The sequence below is a fragment of the Escherichia sp. MOD1-EC5495 genome (assembly GCF_002965965.1).
Taxonomy (GTDB): domain Bacteria; phylum Pseudomonadota; class Gammaproteobacteria; order Enterobacterales; family Enterobacteriaceae; genus Escherichia; species Escherichia ruysiae.
The window spans coordinates 105,121-129,678 of the sequence record NZ_PTRI01000011.1; the positions used below are offsets into that span (position 1 = coordinate 105,121).

23 protein-coding genes and 1 riboswitch are annotated in these 24,558 nt (G+C 49.5%); of the genes, 11 read left to right on the plus strand and 12 right to left on the minus strand.

Annotated features, from left to right (window positions below):
• The first annotated feature begins 11 nt into the window (after positions 1–11).
• Positions 12–2,852, plus strand: coding sequence for a bifunctional [glutamate--ammonia ligase]-adenylyl-L-tyrosine phosphorylase/[glutamate--ammonia-ligase] adenylyltransferase (gene glnE / locus BEG40_RS11000; protein WP_105285406.1), 2,841 nt, complete (start codon positions 12–14; stop codon positions 2,850–2,852).
• A gap of 47 nt (positions 2,853–2,899) precedes the next feature.
• Positions 2,900–4,333 carry a bifunctional D-glycero-beta-D-manno-heptose-7-phosphate kinase/D-glycero-beta-D-manno-heptose 1-phosphate adenylyltransferase HldE gene (gene hldE, locus BEG40_RS11005; protein WP_000869188.1) on the plus strand — a complete coding sequence of 478 codons (1,434 nt, stop codon included), beginning with the start codon at positions 2,900–2,902 and terminating at the stop codon, positions 4,331–4,333.
• A gap of 119 nt (positions 4,334–4,452) precedes the next feature.
• On the opposite strand, the gene ibsE is transcribed toward hldE, so the two are convergent.
• From ibsE to BEG40_RS11025, 3 genes are all read right to left on the minus strand, one after another.
• Positions 4,453–4,512, minus strand: coding sequence for a type I toxin-antitoxin system Ibs family toxin (ibsE, locus tag BEG40_RS11010; protein WP_001387082.1), 60 nt, complete (start codon positions 4,510–4,512; stop codon positions 4,453–4,455).
• 238 nt (positions 4,513–4,750) lie between these two features.
• On the minus strand, positions 4,751–6,331 hold the full coding sequence (locus BEG40_RS11020) for a flotillin family protein (protein WP_105285408.1): 1,581 nt from the start codon (positions 6,329–6,331) through the stop codon (positions 4,751–4,753).
• Positions 6,332–6,357: 26 nt separating this feature from the next.
• Complete coding sequence (locus BEG40_RS11025; protein WP_000599921.1) at positions 6,358–6,987, minus strand: OB-fold-containig protein; 630 nt, start codon at positions 6,985–6,987, stop codon at positions 6,358–6,360.
• Positions 6,988–7,253: 266 nt separating this feature from the next.
• Here BEG40_RS11025 and glgS point away from each other — a divergent pair, with 266 nt between their 5' ends.
• Positions 7,254–7,454, plus strand: a complete 201-nt coding sequence (gene glgS, locus BEG40_RS11030) for a cell surface composition regulator GlgS (protein WP_010348753.1) — start codon at positions 7,254–7,256, stop codon at positions 7,452–7,454.
• 34 nt (positions 7,455–7,488) lie between these two features.
• Here the strand turns inward: glgS and ubiK are convergent, their stop codons facing one another.
• Positions 7,489–7,788, minus strand: coding sequence for a ubiquinone biosynthesis accessory factor UbiK (ubiK, locus tag BEG40_RS11035; RefSeq protein WP_123058465.1), 300 nt, complete (start codon positions 7,786–7,788; stop codon positions 7,489–7,491).
• 121 nt (positions 7,789–7,909) lie between these two features.
• Positions 7,910–8,058: riboswitch (FMN riboswitch) on the plus strand.
• A gap of 103 nt (positions 8,059–8,161) precedes the next feature.
• Between ubiK and ribB the strand changes: the two genes are divergently transcribed.
• Positions 8,162–8,815, plus strand: coding sequence for a 3,4-dihydroxy-2-butanone-4-phosphate synthase (gene ribB, locus BEG40_RS11040; RefSeq protein WP_001077004.1), 654 nt, complete (start codon positions 8,162–8,164; stop codon positions 8,813–8,815).
• A gap of 63 nt (positions 8,816–8,878) precedes the next feature.
• Here ribB and BEG40_RS11045 read toward each other — a convergent pair whose 3' ends face one another.
• The 4 genes from BEG40_RS11045 to BEG40_RS11060 all read right to left on the minus strand — a co-directional run bounded on the left by BEG40_RS11045 (position 8,879) and on the right by BEG40_RS11060 (position 13,849).
• Entirely contained in the window at positions 8,879–9,931 is a 1,053-nt protein-coding gene (locus BEG40_RS11045) for a pilus assembly protein (protein ID WP_105285410.1), read from the minus strand.
• Complete coding sequence (locus BEG40_RS11050) at positions 9,928–10,668, minus strand: fimbrial biogenesis chaperone (RefSeq protein WP_010348750.1); 741 nt, start codon at positions 10,666–10,668, stop codon at positions 9,928–9,930. The genes BEG40_RS11045 and BEG40_RS11050 overlap by 4 nt, the downstream gene beginning before the upstream one ends.
• A 15-nt stretch (positions 10,669–10,683) precedes the next feature.
• Positions 10,684–13,206, minus strand: a complete 2,523-nt coding sequence (locus BEG40_RS11055) for a fimbria/pilus outer membrane usher protein (RefSeq protein ID WP_105285411.1) — start codon at positions 13,204–13,206, stop codon at positions 10,684–10,686.
• Positions 13,207–13,285: 79 nt separating this feature from the next.
• Complete coding sequence (locus BEG40_RS11060) at positions 13,286–13,849, minus strand: fimbrial-like protein (protein ID WP_000915004.1); 564 nt, start codon at positions 13,847–13,849, stop codon at positions 13,286–13,288.
• A 571-nt stretch (positions 13,850–14,420) separates the two neighbouring features.
• Between BEG40_RS11060 and yqiD the strand changes: the two genes are divergently transcribed.
• The gene (gene yqiD, locus BEG40_RS21855; protein WP_000469267.1) at positions 14,421–14,591 is read left to right on the plus strand and encodes a protein YqiD; all 171 of its coding nucleotides are present in this window, start codon (positions 14,421–14,423) and stop codon (positions 14,589–14,591) included.
• Between the two features lie 57 nt (positions 14,592–14,648).
• Here the strand turns inward: yqiD and zupT are convergent, their stop codons facing one another.
• Positions 14,649–15,422, minus strand: coding sequence for a zinc transporter ZupT (gene zupT / locus BEG40_RS11070; RefSeq protein WP_000115866.1), 774 nt, complete (start codon positions 15,420–15,422; stop codon positions 14,649–14,651).
• A gap of 142 nt (positions 15,423–15,564) precedes the next feature.
• Between zupT and ygiD the strand changes: the two genes are divergently transcribed.
• A complete protein-coding gene (gene ygiD / locus BEG40_RS11075) occupies positions 15,565–16,353 on the plus strand; it encodes a 4,5-DOPA-extradiol-dioxygenase (protein ID WP_010358743.1) in 789 nt (262 codons plus the stop codon).
• Positions 16,354–16,475: 122 nt separating this feature from the next.
• Here the strand turns inward: ygiD and BEG40_RS11080 are convergent, their stop codons facing one another.
• From BEG40_RS11080 to tolC, 3 genes are all read right to left on the minus strand, one after another.
• Positions 16,476–17,636, minus strand: coding sequence for a glutathionylspermidine synthase family protein (locus tag BEG40_RS11080; RefSeq protein WP_016159767.1), 1,161 nt, complete (start codon positions 17,634–17,636; stop codon positions 16,476–16,478).
• Positions 17,637–17,641: 5 nt separating this feature from the next.
• Entirely contained in the window at positions 17,642–18,313 is a 672-nt protein-coding gene (locus tag BEG40_RS11085; RefSeq protein WP_105285412.1) for a DUF1190 family protein, read from the minus strand.
• A gap of 147 nt (positions 18,314–18,460) precedes the next feature.
• Positions 18,461–19,942 (minus strand): outer membrane channel protein TolC, encoded by a 1,482-nt coding sequence (tolC, locus tag BEG40_RS11095; RefSeq protein WP_000735301.1) that lies wholly within the window; start codon positions 19,940–19,942, stop codon positions 18,461–18,463.
• Between the two features lie 205 nt (positions 19,943–20,147).
• Here tolC and nudF point away from each other — a divergent pair, with 205 nt between their 5' ends.
• Genes nudF through parE form a run of 5 tightly spaced genes read left to right on the plus strand, consistent with a single transcriptional unit; the run spans position 20,148 to position 24,554 of the window.
• A complete protein-coding gene (gene nudF / locus BEG40_RS11100; protein ID WP_000917108.1) occupies positions 20,148–20,777 on the plus strand; it encodes an ADP-ribose diphosphatase in 630 nt (209 codons plus the stop codon).
• Entirely contained in the window at positions 20,778–21,200 is a 423-nt protein-coding gene (locus tag BEG40_RS11105; protein ID WP_000833387.1) for a DUF1249 family protein, read from the plus strand.
• Between the two features lie 24 nt (positions 21,201–21,224).
• Positions 21,225–22,052 (plus strand): 3',5'-cyclic-AMP phosphodiesterase, encoded by an 828-nt coding sequence (gene cpdA / locus BEG40_RS11110; protein WP_000444757.1) that lies wholly within the window; start codon positions 21,225–21,227, stop codon positions 22,050–22,052.
• Positions 22,052–22,633, plus strand: coding sequence for an esterase YqiA (yqiA, locus tag BEG40_RS11115; protein ID WP_000105733.1), 582 nt, complete (start codon positions 22,052–22,054; stop codon positions 22,631–22,633). Before cpdA ends, yqiA begins: the two co-directional genes overlap by 1 nt.
• A 28-nt stretch (positions 22,634–22,661) precedes the next feature.
• A complete protein-coding gene (gene parE, locus BEG40_RS11120) occupies positions 22,662–24,554 on the plus strand; it encodes a DNA topoisomerase IV subunit B (RefSeq protein WP_105285413.1) in 1,893 nt (630 codons plus the stop codon).
• Positions 24,555–24,558 lie beyond the last annotated feature (4 nt).

The window sequence follows — 24,558 nt, forward strand, 5'->3', positions numbered from 1 at the left end:
TAAAATCGCTTATGAAGCCGCTCTCTTCACCGTTACAGCAGTACTGGCAGACCGTTGTTGAGCGGCTGCCAGAGCCTTTAGCCGAGGAATCACTTAGCGCACAGGCGAAGTCAGTACTTACTTTTAGTGATTTTGTGCAGGACAGCGTAATTGCGCATTCAGAGTGGCTGACGGAACTGGAAAGCCAACCGCCGCAGGCCGACGAATGGCAGCATTACGCGGCATGGTTGCAGGAGGCGCTCTGTAATGTGAGTGACGAAGCCGGGTTAATGCGCGAGCTGCGGCTATTCCGGCGGCGCATTATGGTGCGCATCGCCTGGGCGCAAACGCTGGCACTGGTTACTGAAGAGAGCATATTGCAGCAGCTCAGCTATCTGGCGGAGACGCTGATTGTCGCGGCGCGTGACTGGCTATATGAAGCCTGCTGTTGCGAGTGGGGAACGCCGTGCAATACGCAGGGCGAAGCGCAACCGCTGCTGATTTTAGGCATGGGCAAGCTGGGGGGCGGGGAACTGAATTTTTCCTCGGATATCGATCTGATTTTTGCCTGGCCGGAACATGGCTGTACGCAGGGCGGACGCCGCGAACTGGATAACGCTCAGTTTTTTACTCGTATGGGCCAGCGGCTGATTAAAGTGCTGGATCAACCGACGCAAGATGGCTTTGTCTATCGCGTGGATATGCGTCTGCGTCCGTTTGGTGAAAGTGGCCCGCTGGTGCTGAGCTTTGCGGCGCTGGAAGATTATTACCAGGAACAGGGGCGCGACTGGGAGCGTTACGCGATGGTCAAGGCGCGGATTATGGGCGATAGCGATGGCGTCTATGCTAACGAATTGCGTTCGATGCTGCGTCCGTTTGTTTTCCGCCGTTACATCGATTTCAGCGTCATCCAGTCACTGCGCAACATGAAGGGAATGATTGCCCGTGAAGTGCGTCGTCGCGGCCTCACTGACAACATCAAACTTGGCGCGGGTGGCATTCGCGAAATTGAATTTATCGTCCAGGTGTTCCAGCTAATTCGCGGCGGACGTGAACCGTCGCTGCAATCACGCTCTTTACTGCCGACACTCAGCGCCATTGCCGCATTGCATCTGCTTTCTGAAAATGACGCCGAACAATTGCGAGTGGCATATCTGTTCCTGCGGCGTCTGGAAAACCTGCTGCAAAGCATTAACGACGAACAAACCCAGACGCTTCCCGCCGATGAGCTTAACCGTGCGCGGCTGGCGTGGGCAATGGATTTCGCTGACTGGCCGCAACTGACCGGGGCACTGACCGGACATATGACAAATGTGCGTCGGGTGTTTAATGAACTGATTGGCGACGACGAAAGTGAAACTCAGGAAGAGTCGCTGTCGGAACAGTGGCGTGAGTTGTGGCAGGATGCGTTGCAGGAAGATGACACTACGCCGGTGCTGGCGCATCTTAGCGAAGATGATCGCAAACATGTGCTAACGCTGATTGCCGATTTCCGCAAAGAGTTGGATAAACGCACCATTGGGCCTCGCGGGCGTCAGGTGCTCGACCATCTGATGCCGTATCTGCTAAGTGATGTCTGTGCGCGTGAAGACGCTGCTGTCACGCTGTCGCGCATTACCGCCTTGTTGGTGGGGATTGTTACTCGCACCACTTATCTTGAGTTGCTTAGTGAATTTCCGGCGGCACTTAAGCATTTGATTTCTCTGTGTGCCGCATCGCCGATGATTGCCAGCCAACTGGCGCGTTATCCATTATTGCTGGATGAACTGCTCGATCCAAATACCCTCTACCAACCGACGGCGACCGATGCTTACCGTGATGAGTTGCGCCAGTATTTGCTGCGCGTGCCGGAAGATGACGAAGAACAACAGCTTGAGGCGCTACGCCAGTTTAAACAGGCGCAACTGTTACGCATTGCGGCAGCGGATATCGCCGGTACGCTACCGGTGATGAAAGTGAGCGATCACTTAACCTGGCTGGCGGAAGCAATGATAGATGCTGTCGTTCAGCAGGCGTGGGTTCAAATGGTCGCCCGCTACGGTAAACCGAATCACTTAAACGAACGCGAAGGCCGTGGTTTTGCGGTGGTCGGCTACGGTAAGCTGGGCGGCTGGGAGTTAGGTTACAGTTCCGATCTTGACCTTATCTTCCTCCATGATTGCCCAATGGATGTGATGACCGACGGCGAGCGGGAAATCGACGGGCGGCAATTTTATCTGCGTCTGGCGCAACGCATTATGCATCTGTTCAGTACGCGTACTTCTTCCGGCATTTTGTATGAAGTGGATGCGCGGCTGCGTCCGTCCGGGGCTGCGGGAATGCTGGTGACATCCGCAGAAGCGTTTGCCGATTATCAGAAAAACGAGGCCTGGACGTGGGAGCATCAGGCACTGGTGCGTGCGCGGGTAGTGTATGGCGATCCACAGCTCACTGTGCACTTTGACGCGGTGCGTCGGGAAATTATGATGCTGCCGCGTGAAAGTAAAACTCTGCAAACGGAAGTACGGGAAATGCGTGAGAAAATGCGCGCTCATCTCGGCAATAAACATCGCGATCGCTTTGATATCAAAGCTGATGAAGGCGGAATTACCGATATCGAATTTATTACTCAATATCTGGTGTTGCGCTACGCTCATGAAAAACCGAAGTTAACGCGCTGGTCAGACAACGTACGCATTCTGGAACTGCTGGCACAAAACGACATTATGGAAGAGCAGGAAGCGATGGCGCTGACCCGGGCTTATACTACGCTGCGCGATGAACTTCATCATCTGGCGTTACAGGAATTACCGGGTCATGTGTCGGAGGAGTGCTTCACCGCAGAGCGTGAACTGGTGCGGGCAAGCTGGCAGAAGTGGCTGGTGGAGGAATGAAGTGTGATATTATCGCGCGCAAATTTTGAATCTCTCAGGAGACAGGAATGAAAGTAACGCTGCCAGAGTTTGAACGTGCAGGAGTGATGGTGGTTGGTGATGTGATGCTGGATCGTTACTGGTACGGTCCCACCAGCCGTATCTCGCCGGAAGCGCCGGTGCCCGTGGTTAAAGTCAATACCATTGAAGAACGTCCCGGTGGAGCAGCCAACGTGGCGATGAACATCGCTTCTCTTGGTGCTAACGCTCGCCTGGTCGGGCTGACCGGTATTGATGATGCGGCGCGCGCGCTGAGTAAATCACTGGCGGACGTCAACGTAAAATGCGACTTCGTTTCTGTACCGACGCATCCAACCATCACCAAACTGCGGGTGCTTTCCCGCAACCAACAGTTGATCCGCCTGGATTTCGAAGAAGGTTTTGAAGGTGTTGATCCGCAGCCGCTGCATGAGCGGATTAATCAGGCGCTGAGTTCGATTGGCGCACTGGTGCTTTCTGACTACGCGAAAGGTGCGCTGGCAAGCGTACAGCAGATGATCCAACTGGCGCGTAAGGCGGGCGTTCCGGTGCTGATTGATCCAAAAGGCACCGATTTTGAACGTTATCGTGGCGCTACGCTGCTAACGCCGAATCTGTCAGAATTTGAAGCTGTTGTCGGTAAATGTAAGACCGAAGAAGAGATTGTTGAGCGCGGCATGAAACTGATTGCCGATTACGAACTCTCGGCTCTGTTGGTGACCCGCTCCGAACAAGGCATGACCCTGTTGCAACCGGGTAAAGCGCCGCTGCATATGCCAACCCAGGCGCAGGAAGTGTATGATGTTACCGGTGCGGGCGACACGGTAATTGGCGTCCTGGCGGCAACGCTGGCAGCGGGTAATTCGCTGGAAGAAGCCTGCTTCTTTGCCAATGCGGCGGCAGGCGTGGTGGTTGGCAAACTGGGAACCTCCACGGTTTCTCCCATTGAGCTGGAAAACGCGGTGCGTGGACGTGCGGACACCGGCTTTGGTGTGATGACCGAAGAGGAACTGAAGCTGGCTGTAGCGGCGGCGCGTAAACGCGGCGAAAAAGTGGTGATGACCAACGGTGTCTTCGACATCCTACATGCCGGGCACGTATCCTATCTGGCAAACGCCCGCAAACTGGGTGACCGCCTGATTGTCGCAGTGAACAGCGATGCTTCCACCAAACGCCTGAAAGGGGATTCTCGTCCGGTAAACCCGCTCGAACAGCGTATGATTGTGCTGGGCGCACTGGAAGCTGTCGACTGGGTGGTGTCGTTTGAAGAAGACACGCCGCAGCGCCTGATCGCCGGCATCTTGCCAGATCTGCTGGTGAAAGGCGGCGACTATAAACCGGAAGAGATCGCCGGGAGTGAAGAAGTCTGGGCCAACGGCGGTGAAGTGCTGGTGCTCAACTTTGAAGACGGTTGCTCGACGACCAACATCATCAAGAAGATCCAACAGGATAAAAAAGGCTAACCGGAAAGCGGTTCACAGATCTCGTTTCGTGCCAGGTAGACCTATTGACGCTGTTGTTTTTTCAACCTAAAGTAAAGGAACAAGGGTAAGGGAGGATTTCTCCCCCCTCTGATGAGTTGTTAGTAAGTCGGGAAACTTAACAGTAACAACACAACCAGTATGATGACGAACTTCATCATAACCCTTTCCTTCTATAAGGCCCCTTCCTCGGGAGGGGCTTTCCCGTTTCAGCCCCTTACTGACCCCCCGATTGTTGATGAGCGCCAGACCCCGCGCAATGCTTTCTCTGATGCAGTTTTACCTTCCCCGAGTCGACTCGCAAAACGCTGCAACAAGCTGATCATTTGCACTTTTTAGCTGAACGCAGATATAAAAAATCCCCGGCTTTTTGGGCCAGGGATGTGAATATAAGAAAATTTACTCTACTTTATCTGCGACGGGAATCGATGAAGCCAATGGTAAAGTCAATGCCGCCAACGAACCACCTGAAACGCCGATTTCATTGAGGAGAGAGTCAATAAGCGGTGCTTGTGTGCGGTAAGAAAGGGCGGCAGACAATGCCTGCTCTGCAAGGTTTCCTCCACCAACGCTACCTGTGCTCGCATCACCCGAAGTACCACCACGATTCAGACCATCGACCTGAATGATCTTAATACCGTCAATAGACTTCATTGGCTCAACGGATTTCTCAATTACTGCAGGAAGAGACAGCAACAGCGCCAGCTTGAACTTAAGGCTGGTTTGTTCGTCAGAAAGTACGTTGATAGCGTCGTTCAGTGCGCGTTGTGCTTCAGCTTTCGCGCGGACGGTCAGTTCGACCGCTTTGGTTTCCGCGTCTTGGGCTGCGGCAATCAGAGCGACCTGCTTGGCACGATCGGCTTCGGCGGTCTGACGTGTTGTTTCTACGTTTTGCTGGGCGCTTACCGCTTCTGCAAGTGCGAGGTTGGCACGCGCTTCCGCTTGTGACTGCTGTTCCGATTTGGCCGCAATAGCGATCGATTTCGTCTGGTTGGCGATTTCGGTGACCTGCTGCTGTTCGATCTCTTTAATGCGAACTTCGCGTTCGGCCTCAACTTTTCTTGAGCGCACGGCCTGTTCGCGGTCGATTTCTGTTTCCTGAATCTGCCGTTCAGCCAGAATACGCGTTTGCTCTGCCTCACGACGACGTTCAGCTTCAAAAGCCGCAATTTTCGCATTCTGCTCTGCGGTGCGGGTTTTAACCTGCTGCTCCTGCTCAAGTGTCATAAACGCTTCTTGCTGTTCAATCTCGAGCTTTCGCGACAGCGCATCACGGTTTTTCTCACGCACCGCAACTTCTACATCCTGTTCAACTTCGTTACGCTCGCGGCGACGGCGTTCTGTTTCCTGCGTCAGCTTGGTTAAACCTTCGGCGTCAAAGGCGTTGTTCGGATTGAAATGCTCTTTCGACGTCTGGTTAAAGTTGGTAAGTGACACGCTTTCCAGTTCCAGACCGTTTTTCGACAGATCTTCAGCTACGGTATTTTGTACTCCCTGCACGAAGTTCTCGCGGGTATCCTGTAACTCATGCATGGTCATTTGTGCTGCGGTGGCACGCAGAGCATCGACAAATTTATCTTCGACCAGCATCCGCAAATCTTCCGGTGACAAGGTTCGTTGCCCCAACGTCTGAGCGGCGGTGGCGATGCCTTCTACCGACGGTTTTACCCGCACGAAGAAAGCGACCACGACATCGACACGCATACGATCTTTTGTAATCAAACTATCAATCGTCGAGCGACTAACTTCTAGTTTCAATGTATTCATATTGATAGGGATTATTTCATGGAAGATCGGCATAACAATTGCGCCGCCACTCATAACCACTTTTTGTCCGCCTAATCCGGTACGGACAAATGCCTGCTCAGCAGATGCCCGACGATAAAGCCGCGCGAAAATAATACCGATAATAAATAGAACGCATACGGCAACAATCGCCATAAACATCCAGGAAGGCACTAAGTTAACAATATCATCCATTATTAAATTTCCTTTTAATTAAATACTTATAATATATTTGGCCAGGGATTTTTTTCAGCCAAATACCGCGTTGGAGAAAGTCGGCAAATAATTAATACCTCGTCACCTTTATTAAAAAATTTCCCTTCTTCGGGTTCCAGTAATAAATAGTGTGTTTGACCGAATTGATCGGTGAGTTTTCCTTCACAGGGGTTACCTGAAGTCGCCTGATGACCGGTAATTAATGCCATGCAGCCAATATATTCTTCTTCGGTAATAGCAGAGCTATGGTCACGTGGAACCCAGGGGGCAATTATCTTACCGGTATAATGCACCATGATAATTGAGAGCAGTAAACTGACAGGAACAACGAACAGATTCGAGAGTGGGGCTTGCCAGAGCAAGATGCAGGCGTGTTGTAGCAAAACACCAAGCAGCCCAAAGAAACCGGCTAGCAGGCAGAGGATGACGAGGGCTGGTAGCCGTCCGATATTGAGATAATGAAGCGCCTGACTAATATTACCTGTGGTTATGGAATCGTAATGATCAAGATGTGCATCGAGAGCGCCGGATAGCATATGGCCACAGATAATGGCAATAATTTCCAACAGACCGATTAATAGTACAAAGGAAATAGCGAAAAGATAAGGTGCGTTATAGTCGGCAAATAAAATCATCAGTCACTCCATCGTCCATTCAGTGACGCATTGTTTATTGTGGTATGGTTTCCTTGCTTACATTTATCTTGGCTAATAATAACACATGTTAGTGAGTTCTTAAAAGGAGAAGTCATTTAATGTTATTTTTTATTTTTTGAAAAAGTGTGATCCTAAACAATATATTTACGCACGTTATGTTTAAAGGCACTACACTGATTAGGGAATACTGAAATCAGAAAAAGCATATAGCCTTAAAAGGTATGCGATAACCGGAGGATGTGCTTATGGATCATAGTCTTAATTCTTTAAATAATTTCGATTTCCTGGCGCGTAGTTTTGCCAGAATGCATTCTGAAGGCCGCCCGGTCGATATTCTGGCCGTCACCGGTAATATGGATGAAGAACATCGGACCTGGTTTTGCGCCCGCTATGCCTGGTATTGCCAGCGGATGACACAGTCAAAAGAACTGGAATTAGAACATTGATATTACGGGCCATTTGGCCCGTTTTTGTGTTGCTTTATTCTGCTTTATCAACGGGTGGGATGACTGGAGGAGACTGAACTTCTGCTACCGGATTATTGCGTGCTTCCAATTCACTGATGCGCTGTTCCAGTAACGCCAGTTTCTCACGGGTCCGTAACAGAACCTGCGTCTGAACGTCGAATTCTTCACGGCTCACAAGATCGAGACGCGTCAACTGCGCCTGCAGGGTTTGGCGGATTTTTTTCTCCACATCTTCCCCGAACTCCCTGATTTCTTTAGGCATTGATTCGTGAACCTGGCGAGCAATTTGCTCAATTTTTTTCGGGTCAATCATTGTAGTTTCCCTGTACTGATAGGTGTTTAGTGCCATTGTAGTGCGATAAGGGTAAGTCATAAACCAGAATTATGTGAACCTGTGCGTTGCCGCCGCTAATCATTAGCGTTATAGTGAATCCGCTTATTCTCAGGGCGGGGCGAAATTCCCCACCGGCGGTAAATCAACTTAGTTGAAAGCCCGCGAGCGCTTTGGGTGCAAACTCAAAGGACAGCAGATCCGGTGTAATTCCGGGGCCGACGGTTAGAGTCCGGATGGGAGAGAGTAACGATTCTGTCGGGCATGGACCCGCTCACGTTATTTTGGCTATATGCCGCCACTCCTAAGACTGCCCTGATTCTGGTAACCATAATTTTAGTGAGGTTTTTTTACCATGAATCAGACGCTACTTTCCTCTTTTGGTACGCCTTTCGAACGTGTTGAAAATGCACTGGCTGCGCTGCGTGAAGGACGCGGTGTAATGGTGCTTGATGATGAAGACCGTGAAAACGAAGGCGATATGATCTTCCCGGCAGAAACGATGACCGTTGAGCAGATGGCGCTGACCATTCGCCACGGTAGCGGTATTGTTTGCCTGTGCATCACTGAAGATCGCCGTAAACAACTCGAGCTGCCAATGATGGTAGAAAATAACACCAGCGCCTATGGCACCGGTTTTACCGTGACCATTGAGGCTGCTGAAGGTGTGACTACCGGTGTTTCTGCCGCTGATCGTATTACAACCGTTCGTGCTGCTATTGCCGATGGCGCGAAACCGTCAGATCTGAATCGTCCGGGCCACGTTTTCCCACTGCGCGCACAGGCGGGTGGTGTACTGACTCGCGGTGGTCATACTGAAGCGACCATTGATCTGATGACGCTGGCAGGGTTTAAACCGGCAGGTGTACTGTGTGAGCTGACTAATGACGATGGCACCATGGCGCGTGCGCCAGAGTGCATTGAGTTTGCGAATAAACACAATATGGCACTGGTTACTATCGAAGATCTGGTGGCTTATCGTCAGGCGCACGAGCGTAAAGCCAGTTAATAGCCTGTATATTTTGAATATAGAAAAGCCGGGCATCTGGACTGACCCCGGCTTTTTTGCTATTTAGTGATAGTTTATTTTTACGATCAAGTCTTTCTGGAAGGGGCCGAATCTAAGCGATTCGCCAGGTTTTTGTGTTAATTCCGCCAGGTAGTCATGGGTCGCCGTGGTGGAAGATTGCCCCGGTACATAGGTGGTAAATATTTTATACTGGTTAAATATTACGGAATCCTTCGTTTTTTGGTCGATGATGTTCATCAACAGACCATTTCCCATTTCCAGATGGGTATCGTCGTAGAGTGTGTCACTTGTATAGAAACTTGTTGCAACGTCAAATTGTTCGCTGCAATCAGCAGTGGCATCTTTTATTGTTGAAACACTAAAAGCTGCTTTGGGGGGAAATGTCGAGAAAGAGTTTGCAGCGATTTGACCAAAGTTGACTATCTGGCTTTCTGGATAAATGCGCATAGTTACGCCGCAATCAAGAAATGAAATATTGTCTAGACCTGTAATATTCACATGAAGGTTTTTTGCTCCGGGGTTAGTGTTTGCACCTTGTCCACCATCAAATTGCAACACGTTTACATCCCCAAAGTCCCAACTGAGGCCCTCTGTAGAAGGGGGAAATTGAGCGAGTTTTACATACAAGCGAAAACGAGCATTGAATTCGTTATTTTTCTGATATGTGCTGCCATTACAAGCTTTAGTTGTATATTGATCCCCCGTTGAATTCTTTCGATCCAGACACACTCCCGTATCTATGCTCTGACCATTTCCTTCATAGTCCTGACCGTTATAAGTCACACCAAATATTAAATACGGGTTGTTCAGAACGATGGGATCATTAAACTCTGCCAATTTGATCCAGGCATGAATATTTTCTGTGGGGGCAGCAGATGACCAGTTACCTGCATTGTTGCAAAAAACGTGGACAGCGATATCGTCACTTTCCCAAATTTTCTGACCCAGAATGGCATTTTGAGGAATTCTGAAGGAGGGCATCTCCTTTTCGATCAGCGTAGGTCCTTTGTTTTTATTCTGATAGCAATCGACAGCATAAGAAGAAACGTTAAAAAACAAACACAGAATAGCTAACAGCCTAAAAAGCGTAATCATAATTTTCCCTTTCTGGCTGATGTGCTTTGACACAGAGACTGGACGGAGTTGCACTCAACTTTAAACATTTCCAGACCACCATAGTCGCCAACAAAACCGAGCAGGAATGTGGCTGGTAGGTTGTTCAGGTGCTGAGTCGCTGTTGCAAACGGTGCTACCATAATGCTGTCTGCCCCAGGCATTAATGTTTTTCCGTTAGTGCCTATATAACCAACAGTAATATGATAAGGCGTTGGATTATTGAGCGTGAGTCCTGTCGCAGTACGGGTTACCGTGACTTTTTGCAGAGGCACCATTTGCCCCTCTTTTAATTCAATGGCTTTTGGACGCCAGAATAATTTCAGGCGGCTTTGCATCGCGATCTGCATTACATTCTGTTCTTTGGCGCGAGGCGGAATTTCCCGGACGTTATAGTAGAACAAGGTTTCCCTGTCTTGTGGTAAGTTATTGAGCGATGCCAGTGCCATCAGACGAATTTGCACCTGTTCATCTGCTTCGATACGTTCCATTGGCGGCAGCGTTGAAATATAGTCGCGTGTTTTTTTGCCGCTGGCATCTTCAATCCATGACTGCGCCAGATAAGGTTCAGTTTTGCTTTGATTGGTCAGACGAACTGTCGCACTTTTACTGGAAGCATTAAAAATAATGCGCGTCCTGTCCGGTGAAACCGTGGCCTGGGCAAAACAACTTATCACCAGTAAACAAATCATTCCCGTTGTGATTATTGGCATTTTCATTTCATTCATCCTGAATTAATTGACTTTTTTACACGGTAAAATAATAGCGTTTTCGCTGATATTACTTTTATTGGGCGGAGTCATTTCGCACATGTTATCCCCCCATGTTAAACGCAATGTACTATTTTCCTGAATTCCGCTGAGATAAACGAAGCCATCTTCTGCAACCAGGCCCACATCTTTACCTGATGCTTTATCCGTTACGCTCACTCCAAGTGGCGGGAAACGGCCATTTTCCATGCGGATCACTCCGACGATCTGGTATCCGGTGCTGGCATTCAGTTTCGCGTAACCGATCGCGCCCTCAGTGAGCGTGGTGCGAATGACTGAGTTTTCAACATCCACACCTTCGGGCAATTCGTTGTTATTCACTCTTAGCATGGCGGTGGTGTAGTTCGATAAAGAAGGAACAACAGCAACGCCCATCCCGTTGGTCACGGTACGGTTAGAGTTAATCTCAACGCCAGCAATGCCGTCTGTATCCACCATCATGCGGGCATTATCACCGTAGCTATAATCATGAAGCGCAACACCGTGACGCGTGGCTGTCAGAGAGCCGTACCAGCCAGCAGTGATTGAGTTGTATTGATTTGGTTGCATACTACCGTTGATATTCAGGCGTCCCCACGGAGAATAGTGCTGATAACTTCCGCGCAGTGTTGGCTCTCCATCGCGGATATTGTCGTCTGTTGCCGATGCTGAAATATTCCAGGTATTGTTACGATCTGATGTGTCATACCAGGAGATCATTTGCGAGGTATTACTGTCACCGGTACGTTGCATACTGTATGAGATATTACGATTTTGCTGTAAAGGCAGAGAGAATGAGAAATAATACTGATTCTCTTCGTCGTCATCCCAACGAATCCGGCTTATTGCCAGCGAAGCGGAGATCCCTCTGAAATCACCAATATCAAAATTTCTGCTCAAAGACAGGGAGTAATTGGTATTACTTTCACGGTCCCAGTAGGTATTACGTGTAATATTGAGATAAGAGTTCAGCTCCAGCGCAGCAAAGTACTGGTTCAGCGAAATTACATAGCTCTCTTTTTCATTATCGACGTTTTCATCGCCGTTGCGCGAGGCGAGATACTCACTCATCGACACATAATCTTTATCAGAGAAACGATAACCCGCGAATGTAATCTGGCTCCCAGTTGATTCAAAATGTTTTGCGTAGTTAAACCGATAACTATAGCCGCGTAATTTATCGCTATTCTGTTGTTGCAGAGAGGCTTCTGCGCCGGTGACATCGAATGAAAGCGAGCCGAACTGATTAAGGTTAAAACCTACACCGGTAGTAATCGCCTGATAATCATCAGCCGTAAACATGCCGCCGCCATAGAGAGAGACGTTATTCAGCCATCCCCATGAGGCTTCCGTCGTCCAGAAGAATGGGTTATTGATATCGTTATGCCCAACGGAGGTTGGTTTCCCAAGTGACATTTTATAGCGCACTTGCCCTTTACGGGTTAAATAAGGGATAGAAGCAGCGCCGACTTGAAAGGTGTTGGTGCGACCATCTTCTTCTTCTACAGTGACATCCAGTTGCCCCTGGAGCGATTGCCCCAAATCAGAAATGGTAAATGGCCCTGGTGAAACGGTAGTTTGATAAAGGACTCGACCATTTTGTGCAACGGTGACTTTGGCGTTAGTCTGCGCGATACCGGTAATTTGCGGGGCGTAACCCTGTAAATCGGGTGGCAACATACTTTCGTCACTTTCTAAGGATGCACCAGTAAAGTGGAATGTATCGTAAAGATTGGAACTCAGATCGTATTGCCCTATGGTAAATTTTGATGACCATGTGGGGATAGGACGGAACAAATAGGTGCGCGCAAAGTCGCCGTCGTGGCTAACGGAACGACCTTCAGTAAGGTTCTGATTATATTGGTAATCACTGCGTAAGCGCCATGCGCCGAGGTTGAAACCTAATGTGCCGTAGGTACTGATATTTTGGGTGCTGTCGCCGTGATGTGGCGCATACTGGCTGGCGTACAGGTTGTAGTCGAGAATAAACCCTGCGATACCGTCATCCCAGAATTCGGGGGGAGTCCAGTTTTTGGCCTGATATTTGAGCCATGCCTGAGGAACACTGAGTGATAACACCATTGTTGACTTATCGAGGCGCGTTATTAATTCTGGTTTTAGGCTTAAATCAAGGCAGTCAGTGCTTTGTATTGTTTGTAAGGTGTCAATGAATTCTTCATTCAGGCCAAAGTTAGTTAAATGCTCTTTCGTCAGGCACAGTAACGAACCGCTTTCTGTATCTGCTTTTACCCAGTCCAGCGTCGACGCTTGCGGTAATATATTTTTATTGATCTGCACGCGAACAAGATATTTGCCTGGGGTGATATATCCTTTTTTCTCGAATCGGGAGAGATCGATATTTGCACGATCTTCAACGTCAATCATATCAACGTTGAATTCTACCGCTTGTGTCGGAAAAACTAATAACAGTGAGCATACAACACCAGAAAGGACATTTTTTATTGAGAGAGATAATTTATCCCGACTAAACGTGTTTTTAGTTTGCATAAAAATCCATTTTTACAATGTCCCAAACAGCCGATGAAACTTCATCGGCTTGATTTTCTGGCGTTATCTATGAGTATTATTATTTGTAGTCGAGGACATAGTTTGTCTGCGCCTGGACGTTACCTGGTGTTGCATTTTTAGCCAGGGATTCCATGCGAGCTTTGAAGTTCAGCTCCTGGAATGAGTTGGTGGTAGGGAAATTGATGGTGACTGGAGTACCTAGGGTCACATTAGTGTTGTCAGATTTTATCAGGCGAACACCAACACCCGATGCACTACCGATGTTGCCATCAAGGGTGTTTTTCAGCAGGCTGGAGTCAGTGGTATCAACGCTGGCAGAACTGAAGGTAATTTTGACTTTATCGACAGTATTTGTGCCATCAGACAAAATGCAGTCCTGCAGATGAATGGTGACATCTACCGGCAGAGATTTTTGTCCACTGTTCAATACAGTGCTGGCAACTTCACCAAGGTTGATGGTTTGATCTTCATCACCAGGCGCGATAGAACATGGTGCATCGATAACTTCACCTTTAAAAGTGATTTTACCTGACCCCTGATTTGTATCATCAGCAAGAGCGTTAAAAGCGACACCAGAAATTAACGTAGCCGCGAATGCAGACAGAAGGGTTTTCTTTAACATGAGTATAATCCTTTATAAATAGGAAGTATGAAATATGAGAGAAAATATATTTTTTGAATGAAATATTAATTTCAGTAAAATGTTATCACGTGGCTAAATGCAAGTCTTGTTATGTTTTTTTAAATTGACTTTAAGAAAAACTTAAACAATAAATAAAGAAAATGAATTTGCTATTACATCAATCAAAATAAATAAAATTAATTGATGTGGTGAATGTTGTTTTGAGTAAATAGGTGAAATTAACCTCCGTTGTTAGGCGGTTTGTGCTTGTCGGTAATAGCTTTTCATTTATATTCTGAATGCTAATGAAATATTGTAAACATATGGGTTACATAAAATGGCAACAATGAAATATATATAATGAATAGATACCCTATGTTGAAATAAGTATAAGTATTTTTAATGTAAAGGGTGTTTTTTGAACAACAAATGATATGTTTCTGTTCATTAAATATGATCGAAATCATATAATTGTTTCTCTATTATGCGACCATATGAATATATCCGAAAATGGATGTGTGAAATTTATTCGCCAAATGTTTAATAATGTTAAATATTAAGGGTAAAAAGGATGTTTATCGCCTGGTACTGGATTGTATTGATTGCGCTGGTTGTGGTGGGTTATTTTCTGCATCTGAAACGTTATTGTCGGGCGTTCCGCCAGGACAGAGACGCACTGCTGGAAGCGCGTAACAAATACTTAAGCAGTGCGAGAGAAGAAGTAGCAGAAAAGCTGGAATAGAGCTTTTGTGATGTCTGCAGATGTTGTCCATGCGCGGGACAACATCTGAAGTCGTTTTTAACCAATTCCTGCCGTTTGTAGCAGCACTAAACTGAACCCCATTACTGACATTCCACATAGCACGCCATAGCTGGGGTTATTATTGGGATCAATTTCTTTGGCCAATGGCATTAATTCGTCAACGGAAAGTGCGACCATAATACCCGCAACCGCCGCCATGATTGCTGCCATTACCACTGGAGAAATCATGCTACCGAGGATTAACCACGCCAGAACACCACCGAGAATTTCTGCCAGTCCAGAAATCCCGGCCCACAGAATTGCGGTGCGTTTCGAGCCTGTTGCAGCATAAACCGGCCCTGCTACTGCCAGACCTTCAGGAATATTGTGCAACGCCACTGCCAGAGCGATACCAAAGCCCAGCTCCAGGTTACTGCTCGCTGTGACAAAGGTGGCAATCCCTTCCGGGAAGTTATGCAGGCTGATACCCAGAGTGAGCAAAATGGCAGTGCGCTTGATTGATTTTGGTAGCGGCTGCACTGATTTTTGCATTAAATCCTGCGGGTGGGCATGGGGCAACATGCGGTCCAGGCCAAAATAGCCCAGCAAACCAACGATAAACATACCGTAGCCCAGCACAGGCGACATCCCTTCGGCGGCTAATGCGGCAGGAAGCATCTCCATTAATGAGATGAGCAACATGATCCCCGCCGCAAATCCCAGCGAAAACGCCAGCAGTCGGTTTGAGGGTTTTTGTCCAAGAACGCCGAGAAACGCGCCAATAAACGTGGCTGCCCCCGCCAGTATGGTCAGAATGAGAGGTACTGACATCGACAACTCCTTATAATTCTTCAACTTCAGGTGGAGCTTCAAAATAACTGATGATCATCATCATGGTTATCTGGGTTCTTCGCCCACCGAACAAGCGTATTGTGAGGATATCAAAATGACACCTTCAATTAAGGATATCATCATGTCTTCAACGCGTATGCCAGCATTGTTTTTAGGTCACGGTAGTCCGATGAATGTGCTGGAAGATAATTTATATACCCAGGCCTGGCAGCAGCTAGGCGAGACATTACCGCGTCCGAAAGCGATAGTCGCTATTTCTGCGCACTGGTTTACTCGTGGCACGGGAGTAACGGCGATGGAAACGCCGCCGACAATTCATGACTTTGGCGGTTTTCCTCAGGAATTATACGAAACCCATTATCCGGCGCCGGGTTCACCAGCGTTGGCACAGCGACTGGTCGAATTGCTGGCGCCAGTACCCGTTACCCTGGATAAAGAAGCGTGGGGTTTTGACCACGGTTCCTGGGGCGTGCTGATTAAGATGTATCCTGACGCTGACATCCCGCTGGTACAGTTGAGTATTGACAGCACTAAACCCGCCGCCTGGCATTTCGAAATGGGACGTAAACTGGCGGCGCTGCGCGATGAAGGGATAATGTTAGTTGCCAGTGGTAACGTGGTGCATAACCTGCGCACGGTGAAGTGGCATGGTGATAGTTCACCGTATCCGTGGGCGATGTCATTTAATGAGTATGTGAAAGCGAATCTGACGTGGCAAGGGGCGGTTGAGGAGCATCCACTAGTGAATTACCTCGACCATGAAGGTGGGGCGTTATCGAACCCAACACCGGAACACTTTCTGCCACTGTTGTATGTGTTAGGTGCGTGGGATGGTCAGGAGCCGGTGACTGTTCCGGTTGATGGCATAGAGATGGGCAGTTTAAGCATGTTGTCGGTGCAGGTAGGCTAACGGAGAAAATATCACCCTTTGTCGGCTAGCTTATGCCACATCCGGCAACGGCTGTCAGATGCGGCGTAAACGCCTTATCTGAGCTACGATACCGGATGGCGAATGCCATCCGGTATCATTGATTACTCTACAAAAATATGCGGATAAAACCGAGACATATCCTGGGTGATTAATGCGCGGTCTTCACGAATCCCAATTCCGGCAGGCTGATCATTCACCAGCCAACTACCAATCAGCATATAACTGTCGCCAAATTTCGGTAGTGGATGGAATTGCTGAACAATCATGCCTTCTTCGCCATACGGACCTTCCGCCGCTTCAATGGTTTTGCCGTTCTCGATGATTGACACGTTTGCGCCTTCACGTGAGAAGATCGGCTTAACCACATATTTTTCCATTTGCGGATGATCATCTTCCGCAAAATAAGCGGGCAACAGGTTCGGGTGATTCGGGAACATCTCCCACAGTAGTGGCAGAAGCGCCTTGTTGGAAATAATGCTCTTCCATGCTGGTTCCAGCCAACGCACGCCAGCATCTTCCAGCTTAGTGGAGAACATTTCGCGCAGCATAAATTCCCACGGATACAGTTTGAACAGATTAGCGATGACCTGATCCTGCAAATCCGTGAACTGCCCTTTTTCGCCTAAACCGATATCGTCGATGTACAGAAACTCGGTGGCGATTTCAGCTTCGGTCGCGCAGTCCTGCAAATACTGAATTGTGCCGCGATCTTCCACTGTGTCGCGACAGCAGGTGAGATGCAGCAACTGAAAGCCGTACTGCTCACGCAGCTCGACAAAGCGATCGATCAGCTTTTCTTGCAGACTGTTAAACTGGTCGCTGCCTTCCGGTAGGTTCCCCGCGTTAAGCTGATCTTCCAGCCAGATCCACTGAAAGAACGCAGCTTCATACAGTGACGTTGGTGTATCGGCGTTATTTTCCAGAAGTTTAGGTTCGCCAGTGCCATCCCACGCCAGATCAAGACGCGAATAAAGCGACGGCTGGTGAGTCAGCCATGACTGACGTACAAAACTCCAGGTGTGTTTTGGAATGCGGAATTTGGTCATCAGCTCGTCGCTGGCGATCACTCTTTCCACCACTTTCAGGCACATCTGGTGTAGTTCGGCGGTGACTTCTTCCAGCTTTTCGACCTGTGCGAGGGTCAATTTGTAGTAAGCATCTTCACACCAGTACGGCTCACCGTACATGGTATGAAAATTGAAACCGTACTCGTGAGCTTTTTCACGCCAGTCCGGGCGCTCGGTAATACTGACTCTTTCCATCGGTATCAGCCGCCCATTGAACGAGAAGAAGTGCCGCTTGCGCTACGCTGCATGGTGCTTTGTTTGGCAACAGATTCACCAAAGCCGCCACGGGTAACGGTGGTGGTGGTCGCCGGTTTCGGCGCCATAGCTGTTTTCGGTACGGTCATGGTGCGGCCTGGCTGGGCAGCGCCATAGTTTTTACCGGTGGCATCAGTATATTTGCCGTAAGCCGGGCTGGCCGGGTTTTTCGAGGAGAACAGCGGCTGCTGTGCAAAGCCCGCGCCGCCGCCCATCAGACGCCCCATCATGTAACCAGCCATCAGCGGCATCCAGAAGCTACCGCTGGATTGCTGAGCCTGTGCCTGGTTTTCTGGCGCCATGCCAGCCTGAGCCGGCGCCTGCTGGCATTGACCTTCGCCAAATTCAGCAACACAGTCTTCCCGAGTGGCGTATTTCGGCGCAGTACGTTCCGCTTCTTTCAGCGCATTATTGTACGCAGTGGCGCATTCTGCGCTTTTACCTGGGTTTGCAGCTGAACAATCATCAGCATTTTGATACAGAGACACAGTCTCATCACTCTTTTCACAGCCAGCCAGCATAAAAACAGTGGCAACCGCGAGAGCGACAGGTGTCAGATGGCGTGCGCTCCAGTTTTTACGGAACGATGCGTGGCGTATGGATTTTGTCCGTTTCATTTTTGTCTTCCGGGACCAGTGGTAAATACCCATCAGAATAGAGGATGGCTGGTCGAAATTGAAGCGAGAAGAGGGAAGAATGCGGCAGATAACCCGTATCTTTACGTTGCCTTACGTTCAGACGGGGCCGAAGCCCCGTCATCGTCATCAGTTACGGAAAGGGTTATGACCGTTACTGGTGGTAGTGCGTGCGGATGTTTGCTGAACAACTGGTGCCGGGCTATCAGGCGCATAGCCATCAGCAATAGCATTCTGTTCTGGCGTTGGCGGTGCAACGTTTTCCGGGTTAGTGGAAACCGGTTTGCTCAGCGCATTGTTCAGTGCCAGCAGATCCTGCTCGTTCAACGTACCCAGAGCTGATTTAATATTCAACTGGTTAATCAGGTAGTTATAACGCGCATTTGCCAGTTCTTGTTTGGCGTTGTACAGCGTAGTGGTAGCGTCCAACACATCAACAATGGTACGCGTACCGACCGAGTAGCCCGCTTCCATCGCGTCTAATGAGCTTTGGGCGGAAACCACGGCTTGTTTGTAGGCGTTAATGCTACTGATAGATGCATTAATGTTGTTGAAAGAGGAACGCACGGTTTGCACGACGCTACGGTGTGCGCTTTCCAGTTGTTCGCTGGCACCGACAAAGTTGTACTGTGCCTGTTTCACCTGCGAGTTAACCATCCCGCCCTGATAAATCGGCAGCGAGAAGCTCAGGCCAACTTTGTTCTGGCCCATATTGCTGTCGTCATACTGGGCACTGTTCGCACCACGGGTTTTCGAACCACTATAAGAGGTATCAGAAATCCCGGTAGAAGCTGTTAAATCCAGCGTCGGTAAGTGACCGTCCTGCGCCTGGCGAATTTGCTCGCGCGCCAGATCCTGGCTCAAACGTGCCTGTAACAGCGACAGGTTGCGTTTTTCTGCTTCTTTCAGCAGCGCGTTAACCGGCTGTGGTTTGTCGGTTTTGAAGTTTTCGACATTCAGTGCTGCCAGTTCCGGATAGTAATTACCGGTGATCTGGCGCAGTTGCTCTACAGCATTGTCGAGGTTGTTACGAGCGGTCACTTCGTTTGCCAGCACGGTATCGTACTGTGCGCGGGCGTTCTGCACGTCGGTGATCGCCACCAGACCCACGTTAAAACGTTGGGTGGTTTGATCCAACTGACGGTAGATCGCTTCTTTTTGCGCCTGAGTATAGGAAAGAACGTCAATGGCATTCAACACGTTGAAATAAGCGGTCGCGGTGTTGAGGATCAAGGTTTGTTGATCGGTCTGATAGGTGACGTCCTGAATACCGGCAGCCTTTTCCTGCAAGGTCAGCGCACGCCATTTCGACATATCGAAAATGGACTGAGTCAACTGCAGGGATGCACTGGTTGCGTTAGAGTTGATGCCGTTCGCGTCGCGGTAGCCGTTGCTATAGGTGTAATCTGCACCTAAACCTAGCTGTGGCAGTAATGGACTGCGCGCTTCATTAATTTTTTCAAAGGCAGCATCACGATCGGCGGCAGACTTACGCAATTCCGGGTTACTAAGGCGTGCTTGCTGATAAACTTGCATCAGGTTCTCGGCCTGGCTCAACGTACTGAACCCAGAAAGGCTCAGGCCGATAAGAATGGGGAGCAATTTCTTCATTTGCATTCCTTGTGGTGAAGCAGTATTTAGCGCTGATCAAACTGTAAAATTATTGCGGATTCTAGCAGAAGCCGCTACCGCAAAAGGTTGGCGTTACGTGCCATAGGGCATTAATGTGCCTCAATTTAACACATGACTGCTCAAACGGCAGTCAAACGTCGCTGAAATTCACATTTTATTCACTATTAGTGCCAGGACATTAACCATGCTTAAGCCAGACAACCTGCCCGTTTCATTTGGCAAAAACGATGTAGAAATTATTGCACGAGAAACACTTTATCGCGGCTTTTTTTCATTAGATCTTTATAGGTTTCGTCATCGTCTATTCAACGGGCAAATGAGTCATGAAGTCCGCAGGGAAATTTTTGAGCGCGGTCACGCCGCAGTCTTGCTACCCTTTGACCCAGTGCGTGATGAAGTCGTGCTGATTGAGCAGATACGGATTGCCGCATATGACACCAGCGAAACCCCCTGGCTACTGGAGATGGTTGCCGGGATGATTGAAGAGGGGGAAAGTGTGGAAGATGTTGCCCGTCGCGAAGCGATTGAAGAAGCGGGGCTGATAGTCAAACGAACCAAACCGGTGTTAAGTTTCCTCGCAAGCCCAGGCGGCACCAGTGAGCGTTCGTCAATTATGGTGGGCGAAGTGGACGCCACGACCGCAAGCGGTATTCACGGTCTGGCTGATGAAAACGAAGATATTCGCGTTCATGTGGTAAGCCGGGAACAGGCATACCAGTGGGTAGAAGAGGGGAAAATCGACAACGCAGCGTCGGTCATCGCTTTGCAATGGCTGCAACTGCATCATCAAGCGTTAAAAAATGAGTGGGCATAAATGAAGCGTTACACACCTGACTTTCCTGAAATGATGCGCCTGTGCGAGATGAACTTTTCACAATTGCGCCGTTTGTTACCGCGCAATGACGCACCCGGCGAAACTATAAGCTATCAGGTGGCAAACGCACATTATCGGCTAACGATAGTGGAATCGACCCGATACACTACCCTGGTGACAATAGAACAGACTGCGCCCGCGATCAGCTACTGGAGCCTTCCGTCAATGACGGTGCGTCTGTATCATGACGCGATGGTGGCTGAAGTGTGTTCAAGCCAGCAGATTTTTCGCTTCAAAGCGCGGTATGATTATCCTAATAAAAAGTTGCATCAACGCGACGAAAAGCATCAAATTAATCAGTTTTTAGCGGATTGGTTGCGATACTGTTTAGCACATGGAGCGATGGCGATTCCGGTTTATTAGCGTCGTGAAACCTAAGGACACCATTTGGAAAGCCTGTTAACCCTTCCTCTGGCTGGTGAGGCCAGAGTGAGGATTTTACAAATTACCGACACTCACCTGTTTGCACAAAAGCACGAAGCCCTGTTGGGGGTTAACACCTGGGAGAGCTACCAGGCTGTGCTGGAGGCGATTCGTCCACACCAGCACGAATTCGACCTGATTGTCGCGACAGGTGATTTAGCGCAGGATCAAACTGCTGCGGCCTATCTGCACTTTGCAGAAGGCATCGCAAGCTTTCGTGCGCCCTGCGTCTGGCTGCCGGGAAACCATGATTTCCAGCCTGCGATGTACAGCGCGTTACAGGATGCGGGTATCTCCCCGGCGAAGCGTGTGTTTATCGGTGAGCAATGGCAAATCCTGTTGCTGGATAGCCAGGTGTTTGGTGTACCGCACGGCGAATTGAGCGAGTTTCAGCTTGATTGGCTGGAACGTAAGCTGGCTGATGCGCCAGAGCGCCATACGTTGCTGCTACTGCACCATCATCCGCTGCCTGCAGGCTGTAGCTGGCTCGACCAACACAGTCTGCGTAACGCAGGTGAACTGGATAATGTGCTGGCGAAGTTTCCGCACGTCAAATATCTGCTGTGTGGTCATATTCATCAGGAACTCGATCTCGACTGGAATGGGCGCCGCCTGCTGGCAACGCCGTCGACCTGTGTGCAATTTAAACCGCACTGTTCCAACTTCACGCTGGACACCATTGCCCCCGGCTGGCGTACGCTGGAGTTACATGCTGATGGCACGCTGACTACCGAAGTGCACCGCCTGGCGGACACGCGTTTCCAACCTGATACCGCTTCAGAAGGCTACTGATGTCTACGCTTCTTTATTTACACGGTTTCAACAGCTCACCGCGTTCTGCAAAAGCGAGCTTGTTGAAAAACTGGCTGGCGGAACATCACCCTGACGTTGAGATGATTATTCCGCAGTTGCCGCCGTATCCTTCCGATGCGGCAGAACTGCTGGAATCCATTGTCCTGGAACATGGCGGCGATTCGCTGGGTATCGTCGGTTCGTCACTGGGGGGTTACTACGCCACTTGGTTGTCGCAATGTTTTATGCTGCCCGCAGTGGTGGTAAACCCGGCGGTGCGCCCGTTTGAACTGCTAACAGACTATCTCGGTCAGAACGAGAACCCCTACACCGGGCAGCAATATGTGCTAGAGTCACGCCATATTTACGATCTCAAAGTCATGCAGATTGACCCGCTGGAAGCGCCGGATCTGATCTGGCTGCTGCAACAGACGGGAGATGAAGTGCTGGATTACCGCCAGGCGGTGGCGTACTACGCTTCCTGCCGCCAGACTGTAATAGAAGGCGGCAACCACGCATTTACGGGCTTCGAAGATTATTTCAACCCGATCGTCGATTTTCTTGGTCTGCACCATCTCTGACGATCAACTCGAATTGCTAACTTAAACCATGACGCAAACTTATAACGCTGATGCCATTGAGGTACTCACCGGGCTTGAGCCGGTTCGCCGCCGTCCGGGGATGTATACCGATACCACTCGCCCTAACCATTTGGGGCAAGAAGTTATTGATAACAGTGTCGATGAAGCACTGGCGGGTCACGCAAAACGCGTGGATGTAATTTTACATGCTGACCAGTCGTTAGAAGTGATTGACGATGGTCGCGGGATGCCGGTGGATATTCACCCTGAAGAGGGTGTACCGGCGGTTGAACTGATTCTTTGCCGTCTGCACGCAGGCGGTAAATTTTCTAACAAAAACTACCAGTTCTCTGGCGGCCTGCATGGCGTGGGGATTTCGGTGGTTAACGCCCTGTCGAAGCGCGTAGAAGTTAACGTGCGCCGCGATGGTCAGGTTTATAACATCGCCTTTGAAAATGGCGAAAAGGTGCAGGATTTACAGGTTGTCGGCACTTGCGGTAAGCGCAATACCGGTACCAGCGTGCACTTCTGGCCGGATGAAACCTTCTTTGACAGCCCGCGTTTTTCTGTTTCACGCCTGACACATGTGTTGAAAGCCAAAGCGGTACTGTGCCCCGGTGTTGAGATCACCTTTAAAGATGAGATCAACAACACCGAACAGCGCTGGTGCTATCAGGACGGTCTGAATGATTACCTGGCGGAAGCGGTAAACGGTTTACCGACGCTGCCAGAAAAACCGTTTATCGGTAATTTCGCTGGCGATACTGAAGCTGTGGACTGGGCGCTACTGTGGCTGCCGGAAGGCGGTGAACTGCTGACCGAAAGCTACGTCAACCTGATCCCAACGATGCAGGGCGGTACGCACGTTAACGGTCTGCGTCAGGGCTTGCTGGATGCGATGCGTGAGTTTTGTGAGTACCGCAACATTTTGCCGCGCGGCGTGAAGCTGTCGGCGGAAGATATCTGGGATCGCTGCGCATATGTGCTGTCAGTAAAAATGCAGGACCCGCAGTTTGCCGGGCAGACCAAAGAGCGCCTCTCTTCGCGTCAATGTGCGGCATTCGTTTCTGGCGTGGTTAAAGATGCCTTCACCCTGTGGCTGAACCAGAACGTCCAGGCAGCGGAACTACTTGCTGAGATGGCAATTTCCAGCGCCCAGCGTCGTATGCGTGCCGCCAAAAAAGTGGTACGTAAAAAGCTGACCAGTGGACCGGCATTGCCAGGCAAACTGGCTGACTGTACTGCGCAGGATCTCAATCGTACCGAACTGTTCCTCGTGGAAGGGGACTCCGCAGGCGGATCCGCTAAGCAGGCGCGCGATCGTGAATATCAGGCGATCATGCCGCTGAAAGGTAAGATCCTTAATACCTGGGAAGTCTCTTCCGATGAAGTACTGGCCTCGCAGGAAGTGCACGATATTTCGGTAGCGATCGGTATTGATCCTGACAGCGATGATCTTAGCCAGCTACGTTACGGCAAGATCTGTATCCTCGCGGATGCGGACTCCGATGGCCTGCACATTGCCACGCTGCTCTGCGCTTTGTTTGTAAAACACTTCCGCACGCTGGTGAAACATGGTCACGTTTACGTCGCTCTGCCACCGCTCTACCGTATTGATCTGGGTAAAGAGGTTTATTACGCGCTGACAGAAGAAGAGAAAGAGGGCGTACTTGAGCAATTAAAACGCAAGAAAGGCAAGCCGAACGTCCAGCGTTTTAAAGGTCTCGGGGAAATGAACCCGATGCAATTGCGCGAAACCACGCTTGATCCGAATACTCGCCGTCTGGTGCAGTTGACTATTGATGATGAAGACGATCAGCGTACTGACGCGATGATGGATATGCTGCTGGCGAAGAAACGCTCGGAAGACCGCCGTAACTGGTTGCAAGAGAAAGGCGACATGGCGGAGATTGAGGTCTGATAAT